This window comes from Glutamicibacter sp. X7 (assembly GCF_054889245.1).
The window spans coordinates 3178251-3201773 of record NZ_CM142678.1 but is presented as its reverse complement, the minus strand read 5'-3'; the positions used below and the strand labels follow the sequence as shown (position 1 = coordinate 3201773).

Here is a 23523-nt window from a genome sequence, read left to right as displayed (position 1 = left end):
TCGGTGGCGAGGGGGTTACAGCGAATCTGGGTGCACTGACCCTGGATCGATGTGAGGAACCGTGATGACCGAGCCACTGCCCGTTGTGGAACACGAATGCCTGTACTGCTACCTCTACCGCATGTTCGGCGTAATGGGCTGCGATAGCACTTTGCGGCTGAGCGCCTATTACCGCGACACGATGGCGCCGCGCGCCATTGCGTTGGAACGCAAACTGGCCGAGCTGGGCGGGTTCTGCGACTGTGAGGTGCTCATGAACGTAGTCAGCCCCGCCGACGAACTCGACGAAAACGACGAGGACGAGGACGGGGCCTATGAATTGGAAAGCTGGGAACCCGACGACGGGCAGAAAGAGCTGGTGTGCACCGGCGTGCGCCGGGGCAGCACCAGGCCCTGCGAAAACTGGCTCATCCGCCGCGGTATACAGTGGGGCGGCGGTCAGTATCGATGAACTACTTTTTGACGACGCCCTTGCGGGCACGCAATAGCTCCACTGCGATCGGAATCAAGGAAATCAGCACGATCACGATGAAGATCAGGTCGATATTGTGCTCGATCCAGTCGATCTGCCCCAGCCAATAACCGAGTAGCGTGACGCCGATACCCCACAGTGCTGCACCGATGAGGTTGAAGGCCACAAAGGTGGAACGCTTCATTTCGGCCACGCCGGCGATCACCGGCACGAACGTACGCACGACCGGTACGAAGCGAGCCAAAATCACCGCACGACCGCCAAAGCGTTCGAAGAACTCGTGGGCTTTTTGCACATTGGACTGGGAGAAGAACCGGGAGTCCTCGCGCTTGAATAGCGCTGGTCCGGTCTTTCGCCCAATAATGTATCCGGTTTGATCCCCGATAAAGGCACAAACGAAAATCGCGAGGCAGAAGACCCACAACGGAATATGAATGGTTCCGGTGGCGATGAGCATGCCCACGGTGAAAAGCATCGAATCGCCAGGCAGGAAGAACCCGACCAAAAGACCAGTTTCGGCGAAGACGATGCCGCACACCAAGAGCAAAACCCAAGGGCCAAGGGCCGGGTTGTTGAGGAATACGGCAGGGTTCAGCCAATCGGGGAGGAACGCCGCGCCAAGGGGCATCACTCCGGGATTGCTGAATGTCGAAAGCAAGGAGGAAAGATCAAGCACGCTTCTTACAGTACGGGAACTTGCTGGGCTTTTCCCATGACAAGTAGGCAGTCTCACGTTATGCTTTGCCTGGCTCTGGCATGACAGCTGTCATGGGTGGAACATGACTTTTTGATCTTCTGCCGGTTAGGTTCCGTGGCGAAGACTAGAGGCATGGAAACACAGACAGCCACCCAGGCCCTGACACTGTCGGGGCTGACTAAAACCTTTACCGGTATTGGTGACACCGTCCATGCGGTCCGCGGGATCGATCTTTCGATTCCCTCGGGCCAAATCATGGCCCTGCTAGGGCCTAACGGAGCTGGGAAGACCACCACGGTGGATATGATCCTGGGCTTGAGCACTCCCACCTCGGGGGAGGTTGAAGTGCTGGGGCTGAAGCCTAAGCAGGCGGTACTCGGCGGACGGCTATCCGCCGTCTTGCAGACCGGAGGTTTGCTACGCGATCTCACGGTACGTGAAACGGTCACCGTGATCGCCGCCATGCACGAAGTCCCCGAACGGGTGAACGAAGTGATGGAGCGGGCACGACTGACCGGAATCGCTAAGCGGAAAATCGCCAAGTGCTCCGGTGGCGAGCAACAACGCGTCAAGTTCGCCCTGGCCTTGCTGCCAAACCCGGATGTGCTGATCCTCGATGAACCCACGGCAGGCATGGACGTCATGGCACGACGTGATTTCTGGGCCTCGATGCGCGAAGATGCCGGGACCGGGCGCACCATTATTTTCGCCACCCACTATCTGGAGGAAGCACAGAGCTTCGCCGAACGCACCGTGCTCATGCGGCAAGGCCAGATCATCGCCGATGGAGCGACCAGCGAACTTCGCTCCTTGATCTCGGGTCGGCATGTCACCGCCACCCTACCCGACGCCCAGGCAGTGGCGGCCGCCGAAGACAGTGACCCGAACGTAAGCATTGTCGAACGCAACGGGTTGCGCGTGCAGTTCAGCTGCCAAGACTCCGACCGCTTAGCCGCGAGGCTGTTGGGCGAACTCGGCGCCTTCGACCTCGAGATTTCCGCCCCTAGCCTCGAAGATGCTTTCATCCAGCTAACCAAGGACCCCTCATGAATGCCACCTATATCCGCATTGAGTTCACCCGACACCTGCGCGACGGGTATAACTTGCTCTTCGCACTGCTACTGCCCGCCGCCATGTATCTGCTTTTTGGCACCCTGCCGGGGTACTCCGCAGAGGAAGCCGGGGCTGGCAACGTGAAGTTCTACATCATGGTCTCCATGGCTGCCTACGGTGCGGCGGTGAGTACAGTGGCCATTGCCGGAACGGTAGCCACCGAAACCATGCAGGGCTGGGGGCGCCAACTCGCGATGACGCGTATGCCTGCCGCTTCCTTTGTGGCATGCAAGATGTTTGTGGCGACCACCGTTGCAGGGCTGAGTTCCGCACTGGTTTTCGTTTTGGGAGCCAGTACCGGGGCCACCGTGGCCGAAGGCTGGATTTGGCCGGTGAGCTACCTGATCACGCTCTGCGGATCGCTGATCTTTGCCTGCTACGGCATTGGCGTAGGCATGCTGTTTAAGTCGGAATCGGCCCTGGGGTTGGCATCGGGACTTTTGGTCTTCTTCGCTTTCTTCGGCAACGTATTTATGCCGCTCAGCGGCCTCATGCTGGACATTGCACGGTTCACCCCGATGTACGGGTTCGTGGCGCTGGCCCGCTACCCGCTGATGCGCGATGTTCCCGAATTCACCGGCATGGCACCGGACGCATTGTGGATTCCGGTGACTAATCTGGTGGCATGGACCGTCATCTTCGCGATCTTCGCCGTCGCGGCCACCCGGAAGGCCAAGGCCCGGCAGTGAGCGAACGGTCGCTACCGCCGGATGAAGCGGAACAGTTCTGGAATAAGCATGGATGGCTTATTTCCGGTGTGTGGCTGATCTTTCTGACCTTCCCGCTGATGGCGCTGCTCGAGGAGCCCTATCCGCTACCACTGAAGGTACTGGGGATAGGGCTCATCGTGCTCTTCGCCGTGATATACGTGCGCGGCTATGCTCGCTTCAGCCACACGGTGGGTCACGGCGGAACGCGAAGCCTCGAAGCGTATGGCTACTTCGCGGTGCTCTGTGTTCTCGTTTTGGGCTCCATACCGCTACTCGATGCGGGCGTGCTGAGCATGCTGCCCTTCATCTCCTCCTACGCCGCGTTCCTGCTTCGCCGTCCGGCCGTCTATGCAACCTACGCCGTGGTGCTGGTGCTCTGCTTCGCGCTGCCGCTCATCTACGATGTGCTGCTCGGAGCCCTGTTCCTCATCGGGCTGAACGTGGTGCTCATGGTGGTGTACCTGATCACCGTGATGGCCATCGAGCGGTCCGTCGCCGCCGAAGCGGTGCGCGCCGACTTCCTCGTCCTCAGCGAGCAGGAACGGATGGCGCGCGACGTGCACGACGGCATCGGCCATTCACTCACAGCACTGAACCTCAAGGCCCAGCTGGCCCTGCGGCTGATCGATAACGGCAAGGTACAACAAGCACGTAGCGAGGTTGAACAGCTCTCCGAACTGGCCGTGGCCGCGCTAGATTCGGTGCGCACCACCGTGCACGGGCTGAGCCACCACGACCTGGCCGAACAGTTAGCCGCGGTGCGCGAGGCGTGCGAGGCCAACGGCATCTCGTTCACCGTCATCGGGCAACCCGATATGATCCCGACACGGTGGCGTTCGCACGCCTCATGGATTCTTCGGGAGGCGCTCACTAACGTGTGGCGGCATGCGCATGCCAGCCGTGTCCGCGTGGTGATCGGACCGGCTTCGCTGAGCGTGGATGATGACGGTGATGGACTGCAGGGCAGCGAACCGGGGCATGGCATTCGTGGAATGTATGAACGTGCCCGCCTGCTCGGGGCCGAGTTCGAGCTAGGCACCTCTAATCTAGGTGGCGTCAGCGTATGCCTGACCTTTCCGGTAACCGAGGGGGACCAGCGATGATCCGGATCATCATTGCCGACGACCAGCATCTGGTGCGCGGGGCGCTGGTCGCGCTCTTGAACCTGGAGGCCGACCTTCAGGTGGTCGCCGAATGTTCCGACGGCGACGAAGTGCTCGCGGCGCTCGCCGAGCACCCGGCCGACGTGGCGCTGCTCGATGTACAAATGCCCCGGCAGGACGGCTTGCAGACCGCGGCACAGCTACGTGTGGCACACCCGGAGGTGAAGATCATCATCGTCACCACCTTTGACCGTCCGGGCTACTTCCGGCAGGCCTTCGATCTGGGGGCTCAAGGATTCTTGGTGAAGGATGCGCCACCGGCCGAACTGGTCGAGGCCATTCGCAGGGTACATCGGGGAGGCAAGGTGATTGACCCGCAACTGGCGATGCTCAGCGTACAAACCGCGCAAAATCCCCTGACCGAGCGCGAACGCGAAGTGCTTTCGCTGGCTGCCGCAGGAGGCCCGGTGGCGCGGATTGCCGGGCAATTGCACCTATCCGCCGGAACGGTCCGCAACCATTTATCGAATGCGATCGGCAAACTCGGTGCCGCCAACCGCATCGAGGCAGCCCATGCGGCAAAAGAACGCGGCTGGATCTAGCGGGTCGCAAAGTGGGTGATCATGCCGACCACCCAGACCGATGAGGCTAATGCGACGCAACCGAATTCCACCAGGATACCCACGCCCATCGCCTTCAACGCCGCCCACGACGATCCAAGCGCACCGTGGGCGTCTCGACGCCGCACACTTTCGCCGGCGAACAACCCGATCGCGAAACCGATAAACAGGCCCACCACGGGGATCACGAAGGCACCGATAATGGCGGCTAGTAGCGCGATCAGGATCGAACCACGCGGGATATTGTGTTCCTTGAGCTTCTTGCCGGTCAGCACCGCCGAGGCGCTAAAACCCAGTAAGGCCAGCACGCCACCGATCCCCGCGGCCCACCACGCCGGGGCCGTGCCCATCAGTGCGGCCCAACCGATCAGGGTGCCGATCGTCAACAGTGACCCGGGCAAAACCGGGAAAATCGTGCCGAGCGCCGAAACGATCAACAAGGCGGCGGCGAGCACCGAGAACAAAATCTGTGTATCCACGATCCCCAGTGTGACACGCTAAGGTCATGAGTCTTCCGACAGCTGGCATTGAACTGAGTATCGAACACTCCGTGGCCACCCTGCGCTTGCATAATCCGAGACAGTACAACGCCCTGACGCGCCAGATGTGTCAGGAACTGATCGAGCACATTGCACGCTGTAGCGAGGACGCCGACGTGGCCGTACTGGTGCTCACCGGCGACGGCGAGCATTTCTGTGCCGGCATCGCCATCGATCGCATGGACGAAGTGCTCTTCGACGGCCCGGACAGAGCCGTGAATCATTTTGACGCGGTCGATCGGGCCCTGCGCGACTGCCCGAAACCGGTGATCGCGCTCGTGCGCGGCACCTGCTACGGCGGCGCCTGGCAGCTGGCTTCTGCTTGCGACATCCAACTGGCCTGCGAGGACGTGCGTTTAGCCATCACCCCGGCGAAAATCGGTTTGCTCTTCCCGCGGCGGGGCCTGGAGCGGCTGGTGAATACGGTGGGGCAGAGCCGTGCCCGCTATTTGCTCTTTTCCGGACTCCGGCTCGAGGCCGAGCAGATAGCCGCCTGGGGGTTGTTTACCGAGGTGCTTCCGGCCCGGGACCTCGACGAGCGCGTGGCGAAGCTAGTGCAGCAGTTGGCGGAGAATTCCCCCTACGCGCTGCGCCGGACTAAGCAGGCGATGAACCTGCTCGAGCGCGCCGAAGACGCCGACTCGTCGGAGTTTTGGCAACGTGTCTGGGCTGAGAACGGGGCCAATCCCGATTTGGCCGAGGGGCGGGCAGCCTTCCAGCAGAAACGCCGCCCTGATTTTCGCCCGTGGTCCGCGTCGGTCCAGTAGCAAAAGAATGGTACCGAACCGACGTATAGACCGCGGTTCTTAGGCTTGAGCGTGCCGCGCCACCAGCTCTCGTTTGAGGATTTTGCCGCTTGGGCCCAGCGGAAACTCGGTGACGATCTCGACGAGCCGCGGGTACTTGTATGCGGCCATGCGCTCGGCAGCCCATTGCCGCACCGTATCGGCGTCGAGCCCGGAGGCTTCGGCCACGGTGATGGAAGCGGCGATCTCTTGGCCGTGCGTTTCGTGACTGACGCCGTAAACCGCGGCGTTGGTGATCCCCGGATGCTCCATGAGGACTTCCTCGACTTCGCGTGGGTAGACGTTGTACCCATTGCGCAGGATCATATCCTTGGTTCGGTCAACGATGCGCACGTAATCATCCTCGTCCTTGGTGCCCAGGTCACCGGTGCGGAACCAGCCATCGACCATGGCTTCGGCGGTGGCTTCGGGACGATTGAGATAACCGGAGAAAAGGTTGTGTCCGCGCACGACCACTTCGCCGAGTTCGCCGCGTGCGAGCAGCACGATGCGTCCGGGCTCGGTGGGGTCGGCGATCTCGACGTCCACACCCCAGATCGGGGTGCCGACCGTTCCTGGCCGAGGTTCGCGGTTGACATGGTTGAGACAGGCCACCGGTGAGGTTTCGGTGAGGCCGTAGCCTTCGTGAATTTTCGCGCCGAAGCGCGCTTCAAAGCCCTGCAAGACGCTTAGCGGAAGTGCCGCGCCCCCGGATACTCCGTAGCGCAGCGACTTGGGCCGATCGGTGCGGGCCTTGCCGGCTTCGAGCAGGGCGATATACATGGTCGGCACCCCAAAGAACACGTCCACGTCTTGGTCGAGCACGATATCCAGTGCATCGGGTCCGGTGAATTTTGGCAGCAGGATGATCTCGGCACCCGCACGGATTCCCACATTGAGTACCGCGGTTTGCCCGAATGTGTGAAAGAGCGGTAGTCCGCCAAAGAGCCGGTCACCTGCCTGGACTTCAAGTGTTCCTCCGATCAGTGCCCCGGTTTGTTCCACAAGGGCCAGGTGGGTGCCCATGGCCCCTTTGGGTTTGCCGGTGGTTCCGGAGGTGTAGAGAATCGTAGCGATATCTTCGGGGTGTCGGGGTAGGTAGGTGTCGATGGGGGTGCTGGCGGCGGCACGCTCTTCGAGCCGGTCGGTGCCCAGTTCGGTCGGTGCCAGCACGCTGAAGACCGGCACACCGCTGGCTTGTGCCCCGGCGGCTCCTTCGGCGAGCAGCGGGGCCGCGCAAATAAGCACCTTGGCCTCGGAGTCCTCCAGCACGTAGGAGATTTCTAGGCGTTTGAGTAGTGCATGGATGGGGACCGCAATGGCCCCAAGGCTTAGCACCGCATAGTAAACGCGGGCGAAATCTGTCACGTTCGGAATCAGTAGTGCGACGCGATCGCCAGGGCCCACCCCGGCGTCGCGTAGGGCCCCGGCGTAGGCACGCGTCTCGTCCCAGAGTTCAAGGTAGCTGGTGGTAATCCCGTTCATGGTGATCGCGGGGCGATCCGCATGACGCTTGGCAGATTCTGCCAGCAGGGCGGCAACGGACATGGTGAGATTCGAGGCGGGGCGCTGCATGGAAGGATCTCCTTGGCATTAGGTGACATGTATCACAGTACATATCATCCTAGTGGAACGCCGTCTCAAATCAAGACATTCAGTTTCACTTTGCGTGGGGACTTAGCGCAGTCGGGCGTTATTCAGCACGGGCAGGGCCTGGCGAACTTGATCGATAATGCTTGGATCGATGCCCACTAGTTGCATGGTCGGAGCCGTGCCGAGATCCTTGATGACTTCCCCTGTCGGGGAAATGACCGCGCTATGACCCACGCCCAGTGGCGTACCGACTGGTACGTCGTCGCGAACCGTGGCCGGATCGGCCTGATCGACCGCGATGACAAAGGTGGTGCTGTCCATGGCGCGGGCCCGCGTGGCCAGCTTCCACTGCCGCGCCTTGCCGGGGCCCGAGGCCCAGGATGCGCACACGATATTGACTACCGCGCCGGTTTCGGCCATCTGCAGGAAGAGGTCGGGGAAGCGCACGTCATAGCAGGTGGCCAAGCCGATGGTGATGCCGTTGAGCTCGAAGGTTACCGGGTGTTCGCCAGGGGTGACGGTTTTCGATTCGTGAAAGCCAAAAGCATCGTAGAGGTGGATCTTGTCGTAACTGGTGTCCACCGTCGGGCCGGTGACAAGCAGAGTGTTACGTACCGTGTGCTCGTCGGCGCCCGGGGTGAACATGCCCGCGACGACGGTGATCCGATGGTGCTCGGCGGCGGCGCGCACGGCGCTGGCCCACGGGCCATCTAGGGGTTCGGCGATGGGGGATAGCGAGGTGCCAAAGGCGCACATGGAGGCTTCGGGAAAGACGATGAGATCCGCGCCCTGCTGCGCGGCGTCGGCGATATGGGTGCGTAGCAGCTCGAGGTTCTCGGCTGGGCTGGTCGTGCTCAAAATTTGTGCGAGTGCAATTTTCATCATCATCCCTGCCTTGTGGACGCTTGCGTTCCACCATCTTGGCACAGTTGGCCCATATTGGCTCCCGTGCGGCAAGCGCACGTCGGTAAGTCCTGCCGCTGGTGAGAATCATCCGTAATAATAAGACAATGACTACTGAGCACAGGGATGCGGAACCGACAAACTCGCGACCACCATCGATGGCCGACGTGGCCACGGTGGCCGGGGTGTCGCATCAAACGGTGTCCCGAGTCCTCAATGACCACCCCAATGTCCGTGAAGACACCCGGCAGCGTGTTCTGCAGGCCATTGAGCAGATGGGCTACCGGCGGAATCGGGCGGCGCGCGCGCTGGCTACCGCGCGAACCAGCACCATTGGCATTCTGACCGTGGGAAATTCGAACTTCGGACCGGCCAATACCGTGCTGGGCATTGAGTCGGCGGCGCGGGCCGAGGGGTACTTCGTTTCGGTGAGTTCCCTGGAGGCCTCCGATGCGGCCGGTGCGCAACTGGCGTTGGGCCACCTGGTCGATCAGGGGGTGGACGGGATCATCGTGGTGGCACCGCTGGCGGAGGTGGCCCAGGTGGTGGAGCGCGCCTCGTTGAATGTGCCGGTGGTCGTGGTGGCCGCCAATCCGCTGGCAGAGCCCACGGATGCCTTGCGTTACGTCTGCGCGGACCAGCGTTTCGGTGCGCGGGCGGTGACCGAGTATCTCATCGAACTGGGGCACCGGCAGATCGCCCACGTGGTGGGCCAGGAGAACTGGATCGATGCCGCCGAGCGCCGCACGGAGTGGCGAAAGGTGCTCGAGGAGCATGCGGTGCAGGGTCGAGAGTACCGCGCCGAGGGCTGGAGCGCTGCCGATGGCTATGCGGTGGGGCGGCAAGTTGCCGACGATATTGCCGCCGGCCAGGGTCCTACCGCGGTTTTCGCGGCCAACGACTACATCGCGCTGGGTCTCTTGCGAGCACTCTGGGAGCGTGGCTTGCAGGTGCCGGAGGATGTGTCGGTGGTGGGTTTTGATGATGTGGAGAGTTCGGCTTTTTATATCCCGGCATTGACCACCGTGCGGCAACCCTTTGGGGCCCTGGGCAAGTCGGCCATGAGTGCGCTCTCGGCGCTGTCCGCCGGGGAACCGGGTGGTGAAGGGCGTTTTGCGGCCACCTTGGAGCCGGAGCTGATCGTGCGCGCGTCCACCGCGCCGCCACGCGCCGCGAAGGACTAACTCGCCGGGCTCCGAAGCCCGGAGCTAGAAACTGAAATTGCCATGGGGCTTGTGAGCCAAAGATGTTAGCGCTAACATTTTTGGAGACAGACCACATTTCAGCGCTTCTCGTGCACCGTACGAGGAGTTACTCAAGGAGTACCCGTGAGCACGCAGCAGTTTCAGACCGCCCGCAGCGACATCGACTCGGGGCGTGCCTATCTGGGGATCGAACTTGGCTCCACCCGGATCAAGGCGGTGCTGGTCGCACCCAATGGGGGTGTGCTCGCCGGCGGGGAGCATCAGTGGGAGAACCGCTATGAAAACCGGCTCTGGACCTACAGTCTCGAGGGCGTCTGGGAAGGGATCCAGCGCTGCTATGGTGCGCTGGCCGAGCAGGTCGAACTGGAGTATGGCACCTCGCTGCGGCAGTTGGCCGGCATTGGCATTTCCGCGATGATGCACGGCTACCTGGCCTTCGACGCACAGGGGCAACTGCTGGTGCCCTTCCGCACGTGGCGGAATACCAACACCGCCGTGGCGGCCGAGCAACTCAGTGCACGTTTCGGGTGCAATATCCCCTTGCGCTGGTCCATTGCTCACCTCTGGCAAGCCATGCTCGATAACGAGGAGCACGTGCCGCAGCTGGACCGGCTGACCACATTGGCCGGATATGTGCACTGGAAGCTCACCGGAGAATTCGTGCTGGGCGTCGGGGACGCCTCGGGGATGTTCCCGATCGATAGCGAAAGCGGACAGTACGACGCTACGCTCATCGCCTCCTTCGACGAGTTGGCCGGGGACCGGCTCGGTTCCGGAGGGCTTCGCGCCCTGTTGCCGACAGTGAAGCGAGCCGGGGAGAATGCCGGATTCCTGAGCGCCGACGGGGCGCGGCTCTTGGATCCTAGTGGCACGCTGCAGGCGGGTATCGCGCTCTGCCCGCCGGAAGGGGATGCCGGTACCGGCATGGTGGCCACCAATTCGGTGGCCGTGCGCACCGGCAACATATCGGCCGGTACGAGCATCTTTGCCATGGTCGTTCTCGAGCGAGCGCTACTCGGTGCGCACGCCGAGGTCGATCTGGTTACCACGCCCAGCGGCGACCCGGTGGCCATGGTGCACTGCAATAACGGAGCCAGTGAGCTCGGCGCCTGGGCCGAGGTCTTCACCCAGTTCGCCACGGGACTGGGGCATCAGGTGGATGCCACGCAGGTCTATGCCACGCTCTTCGACGCGGCCCGCCAGGGCTCCCCGGACGCCGGAGGCCTGCTGGCCTATAACAATCTTTCCGGCGAACCGATTACCGGACTCAGCGAGGGGCGCCCGCTTCTGGTGCGCGGTCCAGATTCGCAGCTGACCTTGGCCAATCTCATGCGCTCCCAGCTCTATGCGGTGTTCTCCACGCTGTCATTGGGGCTGCGCGTGCTGACCGAGCAGGGGGTGCAAATCGAAACAATGCATGCTCATGGCGGCTTGTTCCGCACCCCCGGTGTCGCCCAGCAAATGCTGGCCGCAGCCATCGGAACCCCGGTCGCCGTTGGGCAAGGGGCGGGGGAGGGCGGTGCTTGGGGGATCGCCGTCCTAGCCGCCTATATGGGCAGCGGGGCCCGTGAGGATTTGGCCGACTACCTGCAACGACAGATATTTGCCGCCACCCAACCTGCGGTGCTCGCACCTCAGGAAGTGGACGTCGTCGGTTACGACAGCTACCTGAATCGCTACAGCGCCGGCCTGGCCGTGCAACGCGCCGCCACCGAGGCCCTCTAACGGGCGGGTGCGCCCTAGATATCGAATCGGAACCTAGAAAAGAGACGGACCGCCATGTCCACCAGCAATGCCTTGGCCGCCTACCCGGCCAGTATGATCCAACAGCTTCGCCAGGTGCGTCAGACCGTGGCCGAGTTGCACGCCGAACTGCCCCGCTACGAATTGGTGGTGTGGACCGCCGGGAATGTGTCCCAACGTGTGGCCAACCCCGAGGTGCCCGACGGCAGCGCCGACCTTTTTGTCATCAAGCCCTCCGGGGTCTCCTATGAGCAGCTGACCGCCGAGTCCATGGTGGTGTGCACCTTGGATGGGCAACTGCTCGAGGGCAGCCGGGCTCCCTCCTCCGACACCGCGGCACATGCATATGTCTATCGGCAGATGCCGCAGGTTGGCGGTGTGGTGCATACGCACTCCACCTACGCCACCGCATGGGCCGCACGTGGCGAGGAGATTCCCTGCGTGCTGACCATGATGGCCGACGAATTCGGCGGCTCCATCCCGGTGGGTCCTTTCGCCGTCATCGGTGATGACTCCATCGGCCGCGGCATTGTCGAAACCCTCGGGGCTTCGCGCAGCCCGGCGGTGCTGATGCGTAACCACGGGCCCTTCACCATCGGAACCGATGCCCGCGCGGCGGTTAAGGCCGCCGTGATGTGCGAAGAGGTTGCCCGCACGGTGCATATCGCCCGGCAACTCGGCGACCCTTTGGCCATCGCACCCGAGGCCATCGACTCCCTCTACGACCGCTACCAAAACGTCTACGGCCAGAAGTAATGGCCCGCGGAACAAGCTGAAAGGTATTAACGGAAATGAGCAAAGCGTACGCGCAGCAGGAGGTCTGGTTCTTTACCGGGAGCCAAGATCTCTACGGCGAGCAGACCCTGGCCCAGGTAGCCGAGCAATCTCGCGAAGTCGCCCAGGGGCTGGAGCAGAGCGATGAGATTCCGGCCCGTATCGTCTGGAAGCCGGTGCTCAAGGACGCCGAGGCAATCCGTCGTGCCATGCTCGAGGCCAATAGCGATGACCGGGTGTTGGGGGTGATCACCTGGATGCATACCTTCAGCCCCGCGAAGATGTGGATCGCCGGGCTCAATGCGCTACGCAAGCCACTGTTGCATCTGCACACCCAGGCCAATGTCGAACTTCCCTGGGACACCATCGACTTCGACTTCATGAACCTGAATCAGGCCGCTCACGGAGATCGCGAGTATGCGTATCTGGCCACGCGGATTGGTGCCGCGCGCACGACCGTGGTGGGGCACGTGTCGAATCCGGCGGTGACCGCGCGCATCGGCACCTGGATTCGCGGGGCGGCCGGTTGGGCCGCCACGCAGGGCTTGAAGCTGGTGCGCTTCGGGGACAATATGCGCAATGTGGCGGTCACCGAGGGCGATAAGACCGAGGCCGAGCTGCGCTTCGGAGTTTCGGTGAACACCTGGGCGGTCAACGACCTGGTCGAGGCCGTCGCGGCGGTGGACGAGGCGCAGGTGGACGAGCTGGTGGCACTCTACGAGCGTGAATATGAGGTGGTCCCCGAGCTGCGTGCCGGTGGCGAGCGCCATGACTCGCTACGTTACGCCGCCCGCCAGGAGCTGGCCATCGAGGCCTTCCTCGTGCGCGAGGGGGCCAAGGCCTTCACCACCAACTTCGAGGATCTGGGCGAGCTACGCCAGCTACCCGGCCTCGCCGTGCAACGCCTGATGAGCAAGGGTTACGGTTTTGGTGCCGAAGGTGACTGGAAGACCGCGGTGTTGGTGCGGGCCGCCAAGGTGATGGGCGCCGGACTTGCCGGTGGCGCCTCGCTCATGGAGGACTACACCTACGATCTGACGCCGGGGCAAGAGCTGATTCTCGGGGCGCATATGCTCGAGGTCTGCCCCTCGCTGACCACCGATACCCCGCGCATCGAGATTCACCCGTTGGGGATCGGGGGCCGCGAGGATCCGGTGCGCATGGTGTTCAACGCCGCGCCGAGCGAGGCCGCCGTGGTGGTCTCGCTGGCCGATATGCGTGAGCGGTTCCGGCTCACGGCCAATGTGGTCGATGTGGTCACTCCGCCGCAGGATTTGCCGCACCTGCCGGTTGCCCGTGCGGTGTGGCAGCCGCGTCCGGACTTTTCTACCTCCGCCGAATCGTGGCTGACCGCCGGTGGTGCGCACCATACAGTGATGTCGACCGCTGCGGGTCTGGAAGCCTTTGAGGTATTCGCGCAGATCGCCCGCACCGAACTGCTGGTGATCGATGAGCACACCACGCGGCGTGGTTTCGCCGAGACGGTGCGCTTCAACCAGGCCTACTACCGTTTGGCCGAGGGGCTTTAGGTCGGGTCGGTGAACGCTGGCTGACCGCGCGCGATTCAGTGTGCAAGGGGTCGGACTGCTAACTTTGTGACGTCAGTTACTTGTTAGTAGTCCGACTTTTTCATTGTGAGCGTGGTGCCTGATCGAGTCCCGTTGCATCGGGAAAAAATTCCGGTCATATCTGCGTCGAACTCTTTACTGGGTGAATTGTTAGCGCTAACATTGTGACCATCGGCACATTAGCTCGCGTCCAAATGGATGCATTTCCGACCCGTTAGCGGGTCGGTCTCAAGGAGGAATCTCAATGAAGCGAAAGACCTTTTTGCGCAGCGGCCTCGCCGCCCTGTCCATGGTCGCAGTAGCGGCGCTCGGCGCCTGCTCATCCGGAGGTGACGGCGGATCCGCAGGCTCCGGCGAAACCATCAGCCTCGGCTTCTCCCAGGTCGGCGCGGAATCCGGTTGGCGCGCTGCGAACACCAAGTCGATCCAAGAGTCACTGACCGCGGAAAACGGCTTCAAGCTCAGCTTCTCGGATGCCCAGCAGAAGCAAGAGAACCAGATCCAGGCATTGCGTTCCTACATCGCACAGGGCGTGGACGTGCTGGCCTTCTCCCCGGTGGTTGAAACCGGCTGGGATGCGGTGCTTCAGGAAGCCAAGAATGCCGGTATTCCGGTGATCCTCACCGACCGTGCCGTCGACACCACCGACGACAGCCTCTACGCCTCCTTCATCGGCTCGGACTTCGTCGAAGAGGGACGTCGCGCCGGCGCCTGGGTGAAGGAAAACTTCGACGGAGACCAGTTGAGCATCGTCGAACTGCAGGGCACCACCGGCTCCGCCCCGGCGCTGGATCGCCAGGAAGGCTTCGCCGAAGCCATCGAGGGCAGCGATGCCAAGATCATCGATTCGCAGACCGGTGACTTCACTCGCGCCGGCGGCAAGAAGGTCATGGAAGGCTTCCTGAACTCGCACGACGACATTGACCTGGTCTTCGCCCACAACGACGACATGGGTCTAGGCGCCATCGAAGCCATCCAGGCCGCCGGTAAGAAGCCGGGCGACGACATCAAGATCGTCACCATCGACGCGGTCAAGGACGGCATGCAGGCCCTGGCCGACGGCAAGATCAACTACATCGTCGAATGCAACCCGATGCTTGGTGAAGACCTCGCCGAGATCGCGAAGAAGGTTGTGGCCGGTGAGCCGGTCGAGAAGCGCATCGTTGTTGAAGACGCCGCCTTTACCCAGGAACAGGCAGCCGAGGCGCTACCGAATCGCCAGTACTAATCAGCAGGTTTGGCGGTGGGCTCGAGCCCACCGCCACCACCCTTAGACGAACCCCTTGAAGGCAAGGCCATGATTGCATCAACTCCCCACCAGCGGCAGAACGCCGCCACCGATCAGCTCGCGGGAAGTGCCCGCCCGGTGGTCGAAATGACCGGCATCAGCGTCGAGTTCCCCGGCGTGAAGGCGCTGGACTCGGTGGACTTCCGGCTCTTCCCCGGCGAAGTGCATGCGCTGATGGGTGAGAACGGTGCCGGCAAATCCACCCTGATCAAGGCCTTGACCGGGGTGAACCAAATCTCCGCCGGCACGATCGTGGTCGACGGGAAGCAAACCCTGTTCGGCGGTCCAGCCGATGCCCGCGAACGCGGCATCTCCACGGTTTACCAAGAGGTCAATCTCTGCGGCAACCTGACCGTGGCCGAAAATATCATGCTGGGCAACGAACCCAGGCGCTTCGGCGGCCTGGACTGGAAGGCGATGCGTGCCCAGGCGCGCGTGCACCTTGAACGCATGGGACTAGATATCGACCCGGCCAGCTCCCTGGACTCGCATTCGCTCGCCGTGCAGCAGCTCGTGGCGATTAGCCGTGCCATGGTGGTCGACGCCAAGGTGCTCATTCTCGATGAGCCGACCTCGTCGCTCGACGCCGACGAAGTCGAGCAGCTCTTCCGGGTGATGCGCCGACTGCGCGAGGAAGGGGTCGGGATCCTCTTCGTGTCGCACTTCCTGGACCAGATCTACGCCATTTCCGACCGCATAACGGTGCTCCGCAACGGGCAACTAGTGCAGGAGCGGATGACCGCCGACCTGCCGCAACGCGAACTGGTTTCGCTGATGATCGCCGGCACCAGCGACGCCGAGGTCGGCGTGGCCACCGAACGCCGCGGCAAAGCGGTGCGTACCGAGGACAGCGCCCCGCTGCTGCAGGCCGTGGGGCTGGGACGCAAGGGCGCGGTCGAGCCCTTCGACTTGGACCTGTACCCCGGAGAGGTGATCGGCCTGGCCGGCCTGCTCGGTTCGGGACGCACCGAATTGGCCCGACTGCTCTACGGGGCCGACAAGTCCGACAGCGGCCAGCTACGGGCCGCCGGCAGCGACCTCAAACTGCGCACCCCACGCCAGGCGCTGGCCCAGAAGATCGCCTATACCTCCGAAGACCGCAAGGGAGAGGGCGTGGTCGGGGAATTGACGGTGGCCGAGAACATCATCCTGGGCCTGCAAGCGGCCCGCGGCTGGATGCGACCACTGCCCAAGACCAAGGCGAAGCAAATTGTCGAGGCCTATATGAAGGCCCTCGGGGTGCGCCCGGCCAACCCGGACGCCCTACTGAAAAACCTCTCCGGCGGCAATCAGCAGAAGGTGCTGCTCGCCCGCTGGCTGGCCACCGCCCCGAAACTGCTGCTGCTCGACGAGCCCACGCGCGGCATCGACATCGGTGCCAAAACCGAAATCATGAACCTGGTCTCCGAACTGGCCGACCAGGGAATGGCGGTGGTGTTCATCTCCGCCGAACTCGAAGAAGTACTGCGCCTCTCCGACCGCATCGCCGTGATGCGTGATCACAAGAAGGTCGCAGAAATCCCAACCACCCGTGACGTCGACGTTCCGCAGCTGATCGAAGTCATCGCCAACGGGGGAGAAAGCAAATGACTCGCATCTACAAACATCGACTCTTCTGGCCCGTGGTGGCGCTGGCCGCGCTGCTACTGGCCTGTACCCTGAAACGTCCCGACATCTTGGGCATCAGCGTCCTTGACGGGCACCTTTTCGGGGCCCCGATCGACATTCTGCGCAATAGCGCACCCCTGCTGCTGGTGTCGCTGGGCATGACCCTGGTGATCGCCACCCGCGGCATCGACCTGTCGGTGGGTGCAACGGTGGCCATCGCCGGAGCCGTGGCACTGACCTTTATCGCCGGGTCGGACGACCCCGGATCGCTGGGCACCGCACTCGGTGCCATTGTGGTGGCCCTCGGACTGTGCCTCGTGCTGGGTAGTTTCAACGGATTTCTCGTCTCCGGCTTAGGCATTCAGCCGATTATCGCGACGCTGATCCTGATGACCGCCGGTCGTGGCGTGGCCATGCTGATCACCGGTGGGCAGATCACCACCGTGAACAGCGCGCCTTTTGCGGCGCTGGCCTCGGGCTTCCTGCTCGGGCTTCCGGTGGCCGCACTGATCGCCTACGGGGTCTTCATCGTGATCGCGCTCCTGGTGCGCCGCACCGCGCTGGGCATGCTGCTCGAGGCCGTGGGCATCAACCCGGATGCCAGTCGCCTGGCCGGCGTGAAATCCAAGACGCTGGTCTTTACCGTCTATACCCTCTGCGGCGCGCTAGCCGGCCTAGCCGGGCTGATCTTCGCCTCCAACACCATGGCCGCCGACGCGAATAACGCCGGACTGTTTATCGAACTGGACGCCATCCTCGCGGTGGTGATCGGTGGTACCTCGCTGGCCGGGGGCAAATTCAACCTCGGGGGCACCTTGGTGGGCGTGCTGATCATTACCACGCTGAACCTCACGGTGACCGTACTGGGCATTTCCCCGCTGGTGACCCCAATGTTCAAGGCGATCGTCGTGATTGCCGTGACCCTAATGATGTCGCCACGACTGCGTGGCATGCTGGCGGGCTTGCGTGAGCGCCGCCGTTACCAGGAGGTCAACGCATGAGCACCGCAACCGCGCTCGCCGGCACCCGCACATTCCGCCCGCCCAAACTCGACCGACGCTACCTTCCGGTACTGGGCACCATGCTCGTATTCGGGCTCATGCTCGTCATCGGTGGGCTACGCTACGACAACTTCCTATCCCCGGCGGTCATCTCCAACCTCTTCATCAACAACGCGCACCTGATCGTGCTGGCCGCGGGCATGACCTTCGTGATCCTCACCGGCGGTATCGACCTGTCGGTGGGCTCGGTGCTGGCGCTATCCTCGGTCATCACCGCGACCCTGCTCAACGCCGGATGGAACGTAGCGCTCGTGCTACCGCTAGCCATCGCCGCCGGGTCACTGCTCGGGCTGGGTATGGGCGTGATGATCCAATACTTCGAGGTCCAACCCTTCGTGGCCACGCTGGCGGGCATGTTCCTGGCCCGCGGCCTGTGCTTCGTCTTCGCCCCCGAATCCGTGCCGATCCGCGATGAGGGTTTCATCGCCCTGACCAACTGGGGGATGGCCTCCGGACGCTGGCGGCTGACCGCCGCGGTGGTGATCGCCGCTCTCGTGTTGCTGGTCTCGTGGTGGGTACTGCACCGCAGCCGCTTCGGCCGCACCGTCTACGCGGTGGGCGGCGGCGAACAGTCCGCCACGCTCATGGGCCTACGCGTCGAACGCACCAAGGTCATGGTGTACGTGATCTCCGGGACCTGCGCCGGCCTGGCCGGGGTGCTCTTCGCGATGTTTTCCCGTTCGGGCTACGCGCTCACGGGCGTAGGCATGGAGCTCGATGCTATTGCCGCGGTGGTGATCGGCGGAACGCTGCTCACCGGCGGCACCGGATTTGTGCTTGGCTCGGTCCTCGGAGTGATGGTGTTGGGTCTGATCCAGACCATCATCACCTTCGAGGGGACGCTTAGCTCCTGGTGGACCAAGATCGTCATCGGCGTGCTGCTGCTGGTGTTCGTGATCCTCCAGCGCATACTCACCCTGCGGCGGACCTGACCCGTCCGGGTGCGGGTCAGAGGTCGGCGGCTACCGGCGCCGAACTCTGACCCATTATTTTCGCCGCCATCCGGCGGTGTTTCCCAGCGCAAGTGGCTCAACTGTCAAATGCCCACGCGCGCCATCACGACGTTAGCACGTCGACCTACCATAACGGAGGTTTATAGCTGTGATGCACCAACGAAAACGCTGGGCGGTGCCGCTGGCACTGCTCGTCTCCCTCACGCTGCCGGTCAGCAGCGCCGCGGCGGCCGTGCCGCAACTTCCGCGGCCGGCCACGCCATTGGCCCAACCGGCCGACGATACACCCGCCGAGGAGCATGAAGCCTATGTTTTCCCCTACTTCACCGGGGAAGGCAGCGATGACGGCGAAAAGATCCACCTTGCGGTCTCCAAGGGCGATAGCCCGGATGGCTGGTACACGCTCAACGACGGTAAGCCCGTGCTCGAATCCGAGTTGGGAACCAAGGGCCTGCGCGATCCCTTCCTGATCCGCTCGCCCGACGGTTCGAAGTACTACCTACTGGCAACCGACCTGAAGATGTACGGTGGCGGGAGCTTCGGCGATGCCCAGGAAATGGGCAGCCGTTCACTGATGATCTGGGAATCCAATGACCTGATCAACTGGTCCGAACAGCGCGAGGTCGAGCTGGCCCCGGAGAACTCGGGCAACCTGTGGGCTCCCGAGGCCCACTGGGATGAAGCCACCGGACAGTACGTGGTCTACTGGGCTTCGGCCCTCTACCCGGACGAGGTGGCCCCGGAGGACCGCAATATTCGCGACTCCTACCAGCGCATGATGTACTCCACCACCACCGACTTCGTGGACTTCTCCGAACCCAAGCTGTGGATCGACGAGAAGCGCGGCGACGGCCTGGGGATGATCGACTCCACCGTGGCCGAGGTCGACGACACCTATTACCGGTTGACCAAGGACGAAGGCGACATGAGCGTGCGCATGGAGTCCTCGCCGGAACTGCTCCGCACCCAGGGGGTAACCGAGGGCGACGGGTGGAACCTGATTACCGAGCAGATCGGCGTCGGGCAGCCCAATCCGTGGGGCGGGACCTTTACCTCCGGCGAGGGGCCGACCATGTTCCCCTCGCTACGCGATGACAGCTGGTACTTGATGATCGACCAGCCCTCCTACCACGGTGGCCAGGGCTACATGGTGTTCGAAACCGACGACCTGGCCAGCGGAGACTGGCGCAGCGCCCCGGAAATCGACCTGCCCTCCAGCCCGCGTCACGGCACCGTGCTGCCGATTACCGCCGCCGAACAGCAGGCGCTGATCGAGGCCTTCCCGCCGGCCGACGAGACCGAGGAGCCGGAGCCGCCGGCGCCGGTCGAGCCCGGACCGGATCCCGAATTGCCCGAGGGAACCTTCACCGAGAGCTTCGATTCCGCCGAGCTGAACGAGCGCTTCAACATTGTGAACGAACAGGCTGGCAGCTGGGAGCTCAAGGACTCGGCACTGCAGATCACCTCGCAGCGCGGAGACACCTGGCAGGACTCGAACGACGCGAAGAACCTGTTCATGGTCGATGTCCCCGCCGGGGATTTCTCGGTGGCCACGCATCTGACCGCCCCGGTCTCCAAGGACTTCCAGGGCGCCGGACTGCTGGCTTGGAAGGACTTCGATAATTACGTGCGCGCCGGACTGGCCCATGTCAACAGCGCCGCCGGGGGACCGGTGGTCATCGAATCCGCCGCCGAAACCGACGGTGTCTTTGGTTCGTCCTTCACTCCGCGCCCCGGGTCGAAAACCGAATGGTTGCGCCTGGATCGCACCGGCAACGAACTGACCGTGTTCTATGGTGACTCCGAGGGCCAGTGGACCGAAGCCGCCAAATTCACGGTCTCCTGGGATGTCACCCAGGTGGGTCTGTACGCCTTGGCCGCCCAAGACGGCACCGGGCACACGGCCAGCTTCGATAGCTTCTGGCTGCGCGAAGCCGGAGCCAAGGACGTGGTGCCTGCCGGTTCCTTCACCCTCGATGGACCAGGCAAGCAACGGTACCTCGTCACCGATAAGCACCAGCGCCTGTCGTTGAGCGAAACTCGCCCGACCGAAACCCTGCGCTTCACCGCCTCCACGCTGAAGGCCGATGGCGAAACGAGCCCGCTGCGTATCGTGGCCGAACAGGGCGAACTTTCCGTGCGCGGCAAGAAGCTCGAGTTGAGTCAGAAGAAGGGTGCCGCGTGGCGTCTGGTGGATGCCGGCGGCGGCAAGCTAAAGCTGCGTTTGGCCGATGCCAAGCATGAGGCCAAGGCCTGGGTCGTGCAGCATGAGGATGGATCGTTGCGTTTGGGCAGCCGGGACCAGGCCGTGAGCCTGAGCCTGGGTTCCGGGGAAGTCGGTGCACACACCTTGAGCATCGACGGTGACGGCACCGCCCACGACATCAGCGACACCATGTACGGTGCCTTCTACGAAGACATCAACTACGCGGCCGACGGCGGCATCTACGCCGAATTGGTGCGGAACCGTTCCTTCGAATTTGCGCCCAGCGACAATAAGAGTTTCCACGGCCTCACCGCCTGGGAGACCGTCGGCGGCGGCAAAATCGCGGTCGCCTCTGAGCGCGAGCAGTGGCTGAACGATTCCAACCGTGCCTACCTGCAGATTGACGCCAGTGCCCCCGGTGATGGGGTGCGCAACACCTCGTACAACGAGGGAGTGGCGCTGAAAGAAGGCGAGAAGTACGACTTCAGTGTGTGGGCCCGCTCCGCGACCGCCCAAGACCTCCAGGCGAGCCTCACCGATGCCACCGGAGAGCAGGACCTTGGCAGCGTCACGGTGGCCATCGACGGCAGCGATGAGTGGAAGCAATACACCGCAACCCTCACCGCGCAACGCACCACCGATGCCGGGCGCCTGCAGGTTGCCGCCGGCGCGGCAGGCACCTTGCGTCTGGATATGGTCTCGCTCTTCCCACAGGACACCTGGGTCGGGCCGGTGAACGGCAAGTCCGTGCTGCGCAAGGACCTGGCCGAGATGGTGGAGGAACTCAAGCCGAGTTTCCTGCGCTTCCCCGGAGGCTGTGTCACCAATGTCGGTACCTTTGACACCTACCTCGACTCGGATGGTCAGGATCGCCAGCGCACCTATCAGTGGAAGGAAACCATTGGGGCCATCGAACAGCGGCCCACCAACTGGAACTTCTGGGGGTATAACCAGTCCTACGGCATCGGCTACCTCGAATATATGAAGTGGGCCGAAGACCTGGGCGCCACCCCGCTGCCGGTGGTCTCGGTCGGTGCCAATGGCTGTGGCTCGAATATCCCGGAGATGACCGATGACGAACGCATCGGCGTCTGGGTGCAAGACACCCTGGACCTGATCGAATTCGCCAACGGGGACACCAACACCACCTGGGGCGCCAAGCGCGCCGAACTCGGTCACCCGGAGCCCTTCAACCTGAAGTACATCGGGCTAGGCAACGAAGAGAACACCAAGACCTTCGAGGCCAATTTCCCGAAGTTCCGCGATGCGATCGCCGAAAAGTACCCAGAGGTCACCATCATCTCCAACACCGGTCCCGACGATGCCGGCACGCGTTTTGATGAGCTCTGGAAGTTCAACCGCGAACAGGGCGTGGACATGGTCGATGAGCACTACTACAACGACCCCTCCTGGTTCCTGGGCAACGACGAACGCTATGACTCCTACGATCGCAACGGTCCGCATGTGTTCCTCGGCGAGTACGCCTCGCGGGGTAACACCTTCGCCAACGCCTTGGCCGAAGCGGCCTACATGACCGGTCTGGAACGCAACTCCGATGTGGTGGAGATGGCCTCCTACGCACCGATGTTTGCCAACGAGGACTACGTGCAGTGGTCGCCGGACATGATGTGGTTCGATAACGACCAAGCCTGGGGCTCGGTGAACTACTACAACCAGAAACTGTGGATGAATAACGTCGGCGACCAGGTCGTTCCCTCGCAGCTCAGCGGGGAAACCTCCAGCGCCGCGGATCTCTGTGGCGGTATCTTCCTCACCAGCTGGCTGACCAAGGCTGCCTATGACAACGTCAGGGTCACCGACAACGCCAGTGGCGAAACGCTCTTCGCCGACGACTTCTCCGATGCCTCGCAGTGGCAGGCGCAGGGTGGCGACTGGCAGGTCGTGGACGGTCGTTATGTGCAGCAGGACGCCAGCACGGAGGATGCGCGCAGCGTCATCGCCGATGGCTATGACAAGGACTGGAGCAACTACACCCTGGAGCTCACCGCCCGCAAGGAAGCCGGATCGGAAGGGTTCATGGTCGGTTTCGCGGCCGGGGCACCGGATGACTTCTACTGGTGGAATATCGGTGGCTGGGGCAACACCCGCTCGGTGCTTGAACGTGCCGACGGCGCCCGTCAGGGTGAAGTTGCGGCCGGGAAGGATATCTCCGTCGAAACCGGACGCGACTACCAGGTCAAGATCGTCGTCGAGGGGAACACCATCAAGATGTACCTCGACGGGGAGCTGGAGCTGGAATACACCGAGCCGGCACCCAAGCCGCTCTACCAGGTGGTGACGCGCGATGCCGACACCGATGAGCTGATCGTCAAGCTGGTCAACCCGACCGGTACGGCAACGCAGGCGGCCATCGAGGTTTCGGACGCTAACCTCGCGGGCCCGGTGAAGGCCACCGAACTGGTCGCGGCACCGGAAGCACAAAACACCAAGGAAGATCCGGAGAATGTGATACCGCGTGACTTCGAAGTGGCGGCCGGGGAGCACGGGCTGAACTACGAGGTTCCGGCGTACTCCGTTACCTTCCTGCGCATGGCTACCGGCGGATCGTCCGACCGCTGACC

The 23523-nt window shown here is 63.0% G+C and carries 19 protein-coding genes; 15 read left to right on the top strand and 4 right to left on the bottom strand.

The genetic code is table 11. The annotated features are described in order from the left end of the window. The first annotated feature begins 64 nt into the window (after window positions 1-64). Window positions 65-451 (top strand): DUF2695 domain-containing protein, encoded by a 387-nt coding sequence (locus tag ACYU0X_RS15235; protein ID WP_461901577.1) that lies wholly within the window; start codon window positions 65-67, stop codon window positions 449-451. Between the two features lies 1 nt (window position 452). On the opposite strand, the gene ACYU0X_RS15230 is transcribed toward ACYU0X_RS15235, so the two are convergent. Further along, complete coding sequence (locus ACYU0X_RS15230) at window positions 453-1148, bottom strand: DedA family protein (protein WP_418907603.1); 696 nt, start codon at window positions 1146-1148, stop codon at window positions 453-455. Window positions 1149-1301: 153 nt separating this feature from the next. Between ACYU0X_RS15230 and ACYU0X_RS15225 the strand changes: the two genes are divergently transcribed. The 4 genes from ACYU0X_RS15225 to ACYU0X_RS15210 are packed head-to-tail and all read left to right on the top strand — an operon-like array spanning window position 1302 to window position 4697. Further along, complete coding sequence (locus tag ACYU0X_RS15225; RefSeq protein ID WP_461901576.1) at window positions 1302-2219, top strand: ABC transporter ATP-binding protein; 918 nt, start codon at window positions 1302-1304, stop codon at window positions 2217-2219. Further along, the gene (locus ACYU0X_RS15220) at window positions 2216-2971 is read left to right on the top strand and encodes an ABC transporter permease (protein ID WP_461901575.1); all 756 of its coding nucleotides are present in this window, start codon (window positions 2216-2218) and stop codon (window positions 2969-2971) included. Before ACYU0X_RS15225 ends, ACYU0X_RS15220 begins: the two co-directional genes overlap by 4 nt. Next, window positions 2908-4095: a sensor histidine kinase gene (locus ACYU0X_RS15215; RefSeq protein ID WP_461901574.1), complete on the top strand. Its 1188-nt coding sequence runs from the start codon at window positions 2908-2910 to the stop codon at window positions 4093-4095. The genes ACYU0X_RS15220 and ACYU0X_RS15215 overlap by 64 nt, the downstream gene beginning before the upstream one ends. Next, complete coding sequence (locus tag ACYU0X_RS15210) at window positions 4092-4697, top strand: response regulator transcription factor (protein ID WP_418907599.1); 606 nt, start codon at window positions 4092-4094, stop codon at window positions 4695-4697. The genes ACYU0X_RS15215 and ACYU0X_RS15210 overlap by 4 nt, the downstream gene beginning before the upstream one ends. On the opposite strand, the gene ACYU0X_RS15205 is transcribed toward ACYU0X_RS15210, so the two are convergent. Further along, complete coding sequence (locus ACYU0X_RS15205; protein ID WP_418907598.1) at window positions 4694-5194, bottom strand: DUF456 domain-containing protein; 501 nt, start codon at window positions 5192-5194, stop codon at window positions 4694-4696. The genes ACYU0X_RS15210 and ACYU0X_RS15205 overlap by 4 nt on opposite strands. 26 nt (window positions 5195-5220) lie before the next feature. Here ACYU0X_RS15205 and ACYU0X_RS15200 point away from each other — a divergent pair, with 26 nt between their 5' ends. Further along, window positions 5221-6021 carry an enoyl-CoA hydratase/isomerase family protein gene (locus tag ACYU0X_RS15200; RefSeq protein WP_461901573.1) on the top strand — a complete coding sequence of 267 codons (801 nt, stop codon included), beginning with the start codon at window positions 5221-5223 and terminating at the stop codon, window positions 6019-6021. 39 nt (window positions 6022-6060) lie between these two features. Here ACYU0X_RS15200 and ACYU0X_RS15195 read toward each other — a convergent pair whose 3' ends face one another. Next, the gene (locus tag ACYU0X_RS15195) at window positions 6061-7614 is read right to left on the bottom strand and encodes a long-chain-fatty-acid--CoA ligase (RefSeq protein WP_461901572.1); all 1554 of its coding nucleotides are present in this window, start codon (window positions 7612-7614) and stop codon (window positions 6061-6063) included. Between the two features lie 102 nt (window positions 7615-7716). Next, complete coding sequence (locus ACYU0X_RS15190) at window positions 7717-8514, bottom strand: carbon-nitrogen hydrolase family protein (RefSeq protein ID WP_461902827.1); 798 nt, start codon at window positions 8512-8514, stop codon at window positions 7717-7719. Window positions 8515-8642: 128 nt separating this feature from the next. Here ACYU0X_RS15190 and ACYU0X_RS15185 point away from each other — a divergent pair, with 128 nt between their 5' ends. The 9 genes from ACYU0X_RS15185 to ACYU0X_RS15145 all read left to right on the top strand — a co-directional run bounded on the left by ACYU0X_RS15185 (window position 8643) and on the right by ACYU0X_RS15145 (window position 23521). Then, the gene (locus tag ACYU0X_RS15185; RefSeq protein ID WP_461901571.1) at window positions 8643-9719 is read left to right on the top strand and encodes a LacI family DNA-binding transcriptional regulator; all 1077 of its coding nucleotides are present in this window, start codon (window positions 8643-8645) and stop codon (window positions 9717-9719) included. Window positions 9720-9863: 144 nt separating this feature from the next. Next, entirely contained in the window at window positions 9864-11465 is a 1602-nt protein-coding gene (locus ACYU0X_RS15180) for a xylulokinase (protein WP_461901570.1), read from the top strand. A 93-nt stretch (window positions 11466-11558) separates the two neighbouring features. Then, window positions 11559-12239 (top strand): L-ribulose-5-phosphate 4-epimerase, encoded by a 681-nt coding sequence (locus ACYU0X_RS15175; RefSeq protein WP_461902825.1) that lies wholly within the window; start codon window positions 11559-11561, stop codon window positions 12237-12239. 35 nt (window positions 12240-12274) lie between these two features. Beyond that, window positions 12275-13786 (top strand): L-arabinose isomerase, encoded by a 1512-nt coding sequence (gene araA, locus ACYU0X_RS15170; protein WP_461901569.1) that lies wholly within the window; start codon window positions 12275-12277, stop codon window positions 13784-13786. Window positions 13787-14069: 283 nt separating this feature from the next. Further along, a complete protein-coding gene (locus ACYU0X_RS15165; protein ID WP_461901568.1) occupies window positions 14070-15053 on the top strand; it encodes an ABC transporter substrate-binding protein in 984 nt (327 codons plus the stop codon). Window positions 15054-15200: 147 nt separating this feature from the next. After that, on the top strand, window positions 15201-16703 hold the full coding sequence (locus ACYU0X_RS15160; RefSeq protein WP_418909344.1) for a sugar ABC transporter ATP-binding protein: 1503 nt from the start codon (window positions 15201-15203) through the stop codon (window positions 16701-16703). Beyond that, window positions 16700-17722, top strand: a complete 1023-nt coding sequence (locus ACYU0X_RS15155; RefSeq protein WP_418907590.1) for an ABC transporter permease — start codon at window positions 16700-16702, stop codon at window positions 17720-17722. Before ACYU0X_RS15160 ends, ACYU0X_RS15155 begins: the two co-directional genes overlap by 4 nt. Beyond that, a complete protein-coding gene (gene yjfF, locus ACYU0X_RS15150; RefSeq protein ID WP_418907589.1) occupies window positions 17719-18714 on the top strand; it encodes a galactofuranose ABC transporter, permease protein YjfF in 996 nt (331 codons plus the stop codon). The genes ACYU0X_RS15155 and yjfF overlap by 4 nt, the downstream gene beginning before the upstream one ends. A 172-nt stretch (window positions 18715-18886) precedes the next feature. Next, on the top strand, window positions 18887-23521 hold the full coding sequence (locus ACYU0X_RS15145; RefSeq protein ID WP_461902824.1) for an alpha-L-arabinofuranosidase C-terminal domain-containing protein: 4635 nt from the start codon (window positions 18887-18889) through the stop codon (window positions 23519-23521). The last annotated feature ends 2 nt before the right edge of the window (window positions 23522-23523 follow it).

Coding starts and splice junctions, on each gene's coding strand:
- ACYU0X_RS15200 (WP_461901573.1), top strand. CDS start 5,221: ATGAGTCTTCCGACAGCTGGCATTGAACTGAGTATCGAACACTCCGTG.
- ACYU0X_RS15215 (WP_461901574.1), top strand. CDS start 2,908: ATGGACCGTCATCTTCGCGATCTTCGCCGTCGCGGCCACCCGGAAGGC.
- ACYU0X_RS15165 (WP_461901568.1), top strand. CDS start 14,070: ATGAAGCGAAAGACCTTTTTGCGCAGCGGCCTCGCCGCCCTGTCCATG.
- ACYU0X_RS15210 (WP_418907599.1), top strand. CDS start 4,092: ATGATCCGGATCATCATTGCCGACGACCAGCATCTGGTGCGCGGGGCG.
- ACYU0X_RS15190 (WP_461902827.1), bottom strand. CDS start 8,514: ATGAAAATTGCACTCGCACAAATTTTGAGCACGACCAGCCCAGCCGAG.
- ACYU0X_RS15160 (WP_418909344.1), top strand. CDS start 15,201: ATGACCGGCATCAGCGTCGAGTTCCCCGGCGTGAAGGCGCTGGACTCG.
- ACYU0X_RS15195 (WP_461901572.1), bottom strand. CDS start 7,614: ATGCAGCGCCCCGCCTCGAATCTCACCATGTCCGTTGCCGCCCTGCTG.
- ACYU0X_RS15185 (WP_461901571.1), top strand. CDS start 8,643: ATGACTACTGAGCACAGGGATGCGGAACCGACAAACTCGCGACCACCA.
- ACYU0X_RS15225 (WP_461901576.1), top strand. CDS start 1,302: ATGGAAACACAGACAGCCACCCAGGCCCTGACACTGTCGGGGCTGACT.
- ACYU0X_RS15235 (WP_461901577.1), top strand. CDS start 65: ATGACCGAGCCACTGCCCGTTGTGGAACACGAATGCCTGTACTGCTAC.
- yjfF (WP_418907589.1), top strand. CDS start 17,719: ATGAGCACCGCAACCGCGCTCGCCGGCACCCGCACATTCCGCCCGCCC.
- ACYU0X_RS15155 (WP_418907590.1), top strand. CDS start 16,700: ATGACTCGCATCTACAAACATCGACTCTTCTGGCCCGTGGTGGCGCTG.
- araA (WP_461901569.1), top strand. CDS start 12,275: ATGAGCAAAGCGTACGCGCAGCAGGAGGTCTGGTTCTTTACCGGGAGC.
- ACYU0X_RS15145 (WP_461902824.1), top strand. CDS start 18,887: ATGCACCAACGAAAACGCTGGGCGGTGCCGCTGGCACTGCTCGTCTCC.
- ACYU0X_RS15175 (WP_461902825.1), top strand. CDS start 11,559: ATGATCCAACAGCTTCGCCAGGTGCGTCAGACCGTGGCCGAGTTGCAC.
- ACYU0X_RS15220 (WP_461901575.1), top strand. CDS start 2,216: ATGAATGCCACCTATATCCGCATTGAGTTCACCCGACACCTGCGCGAC.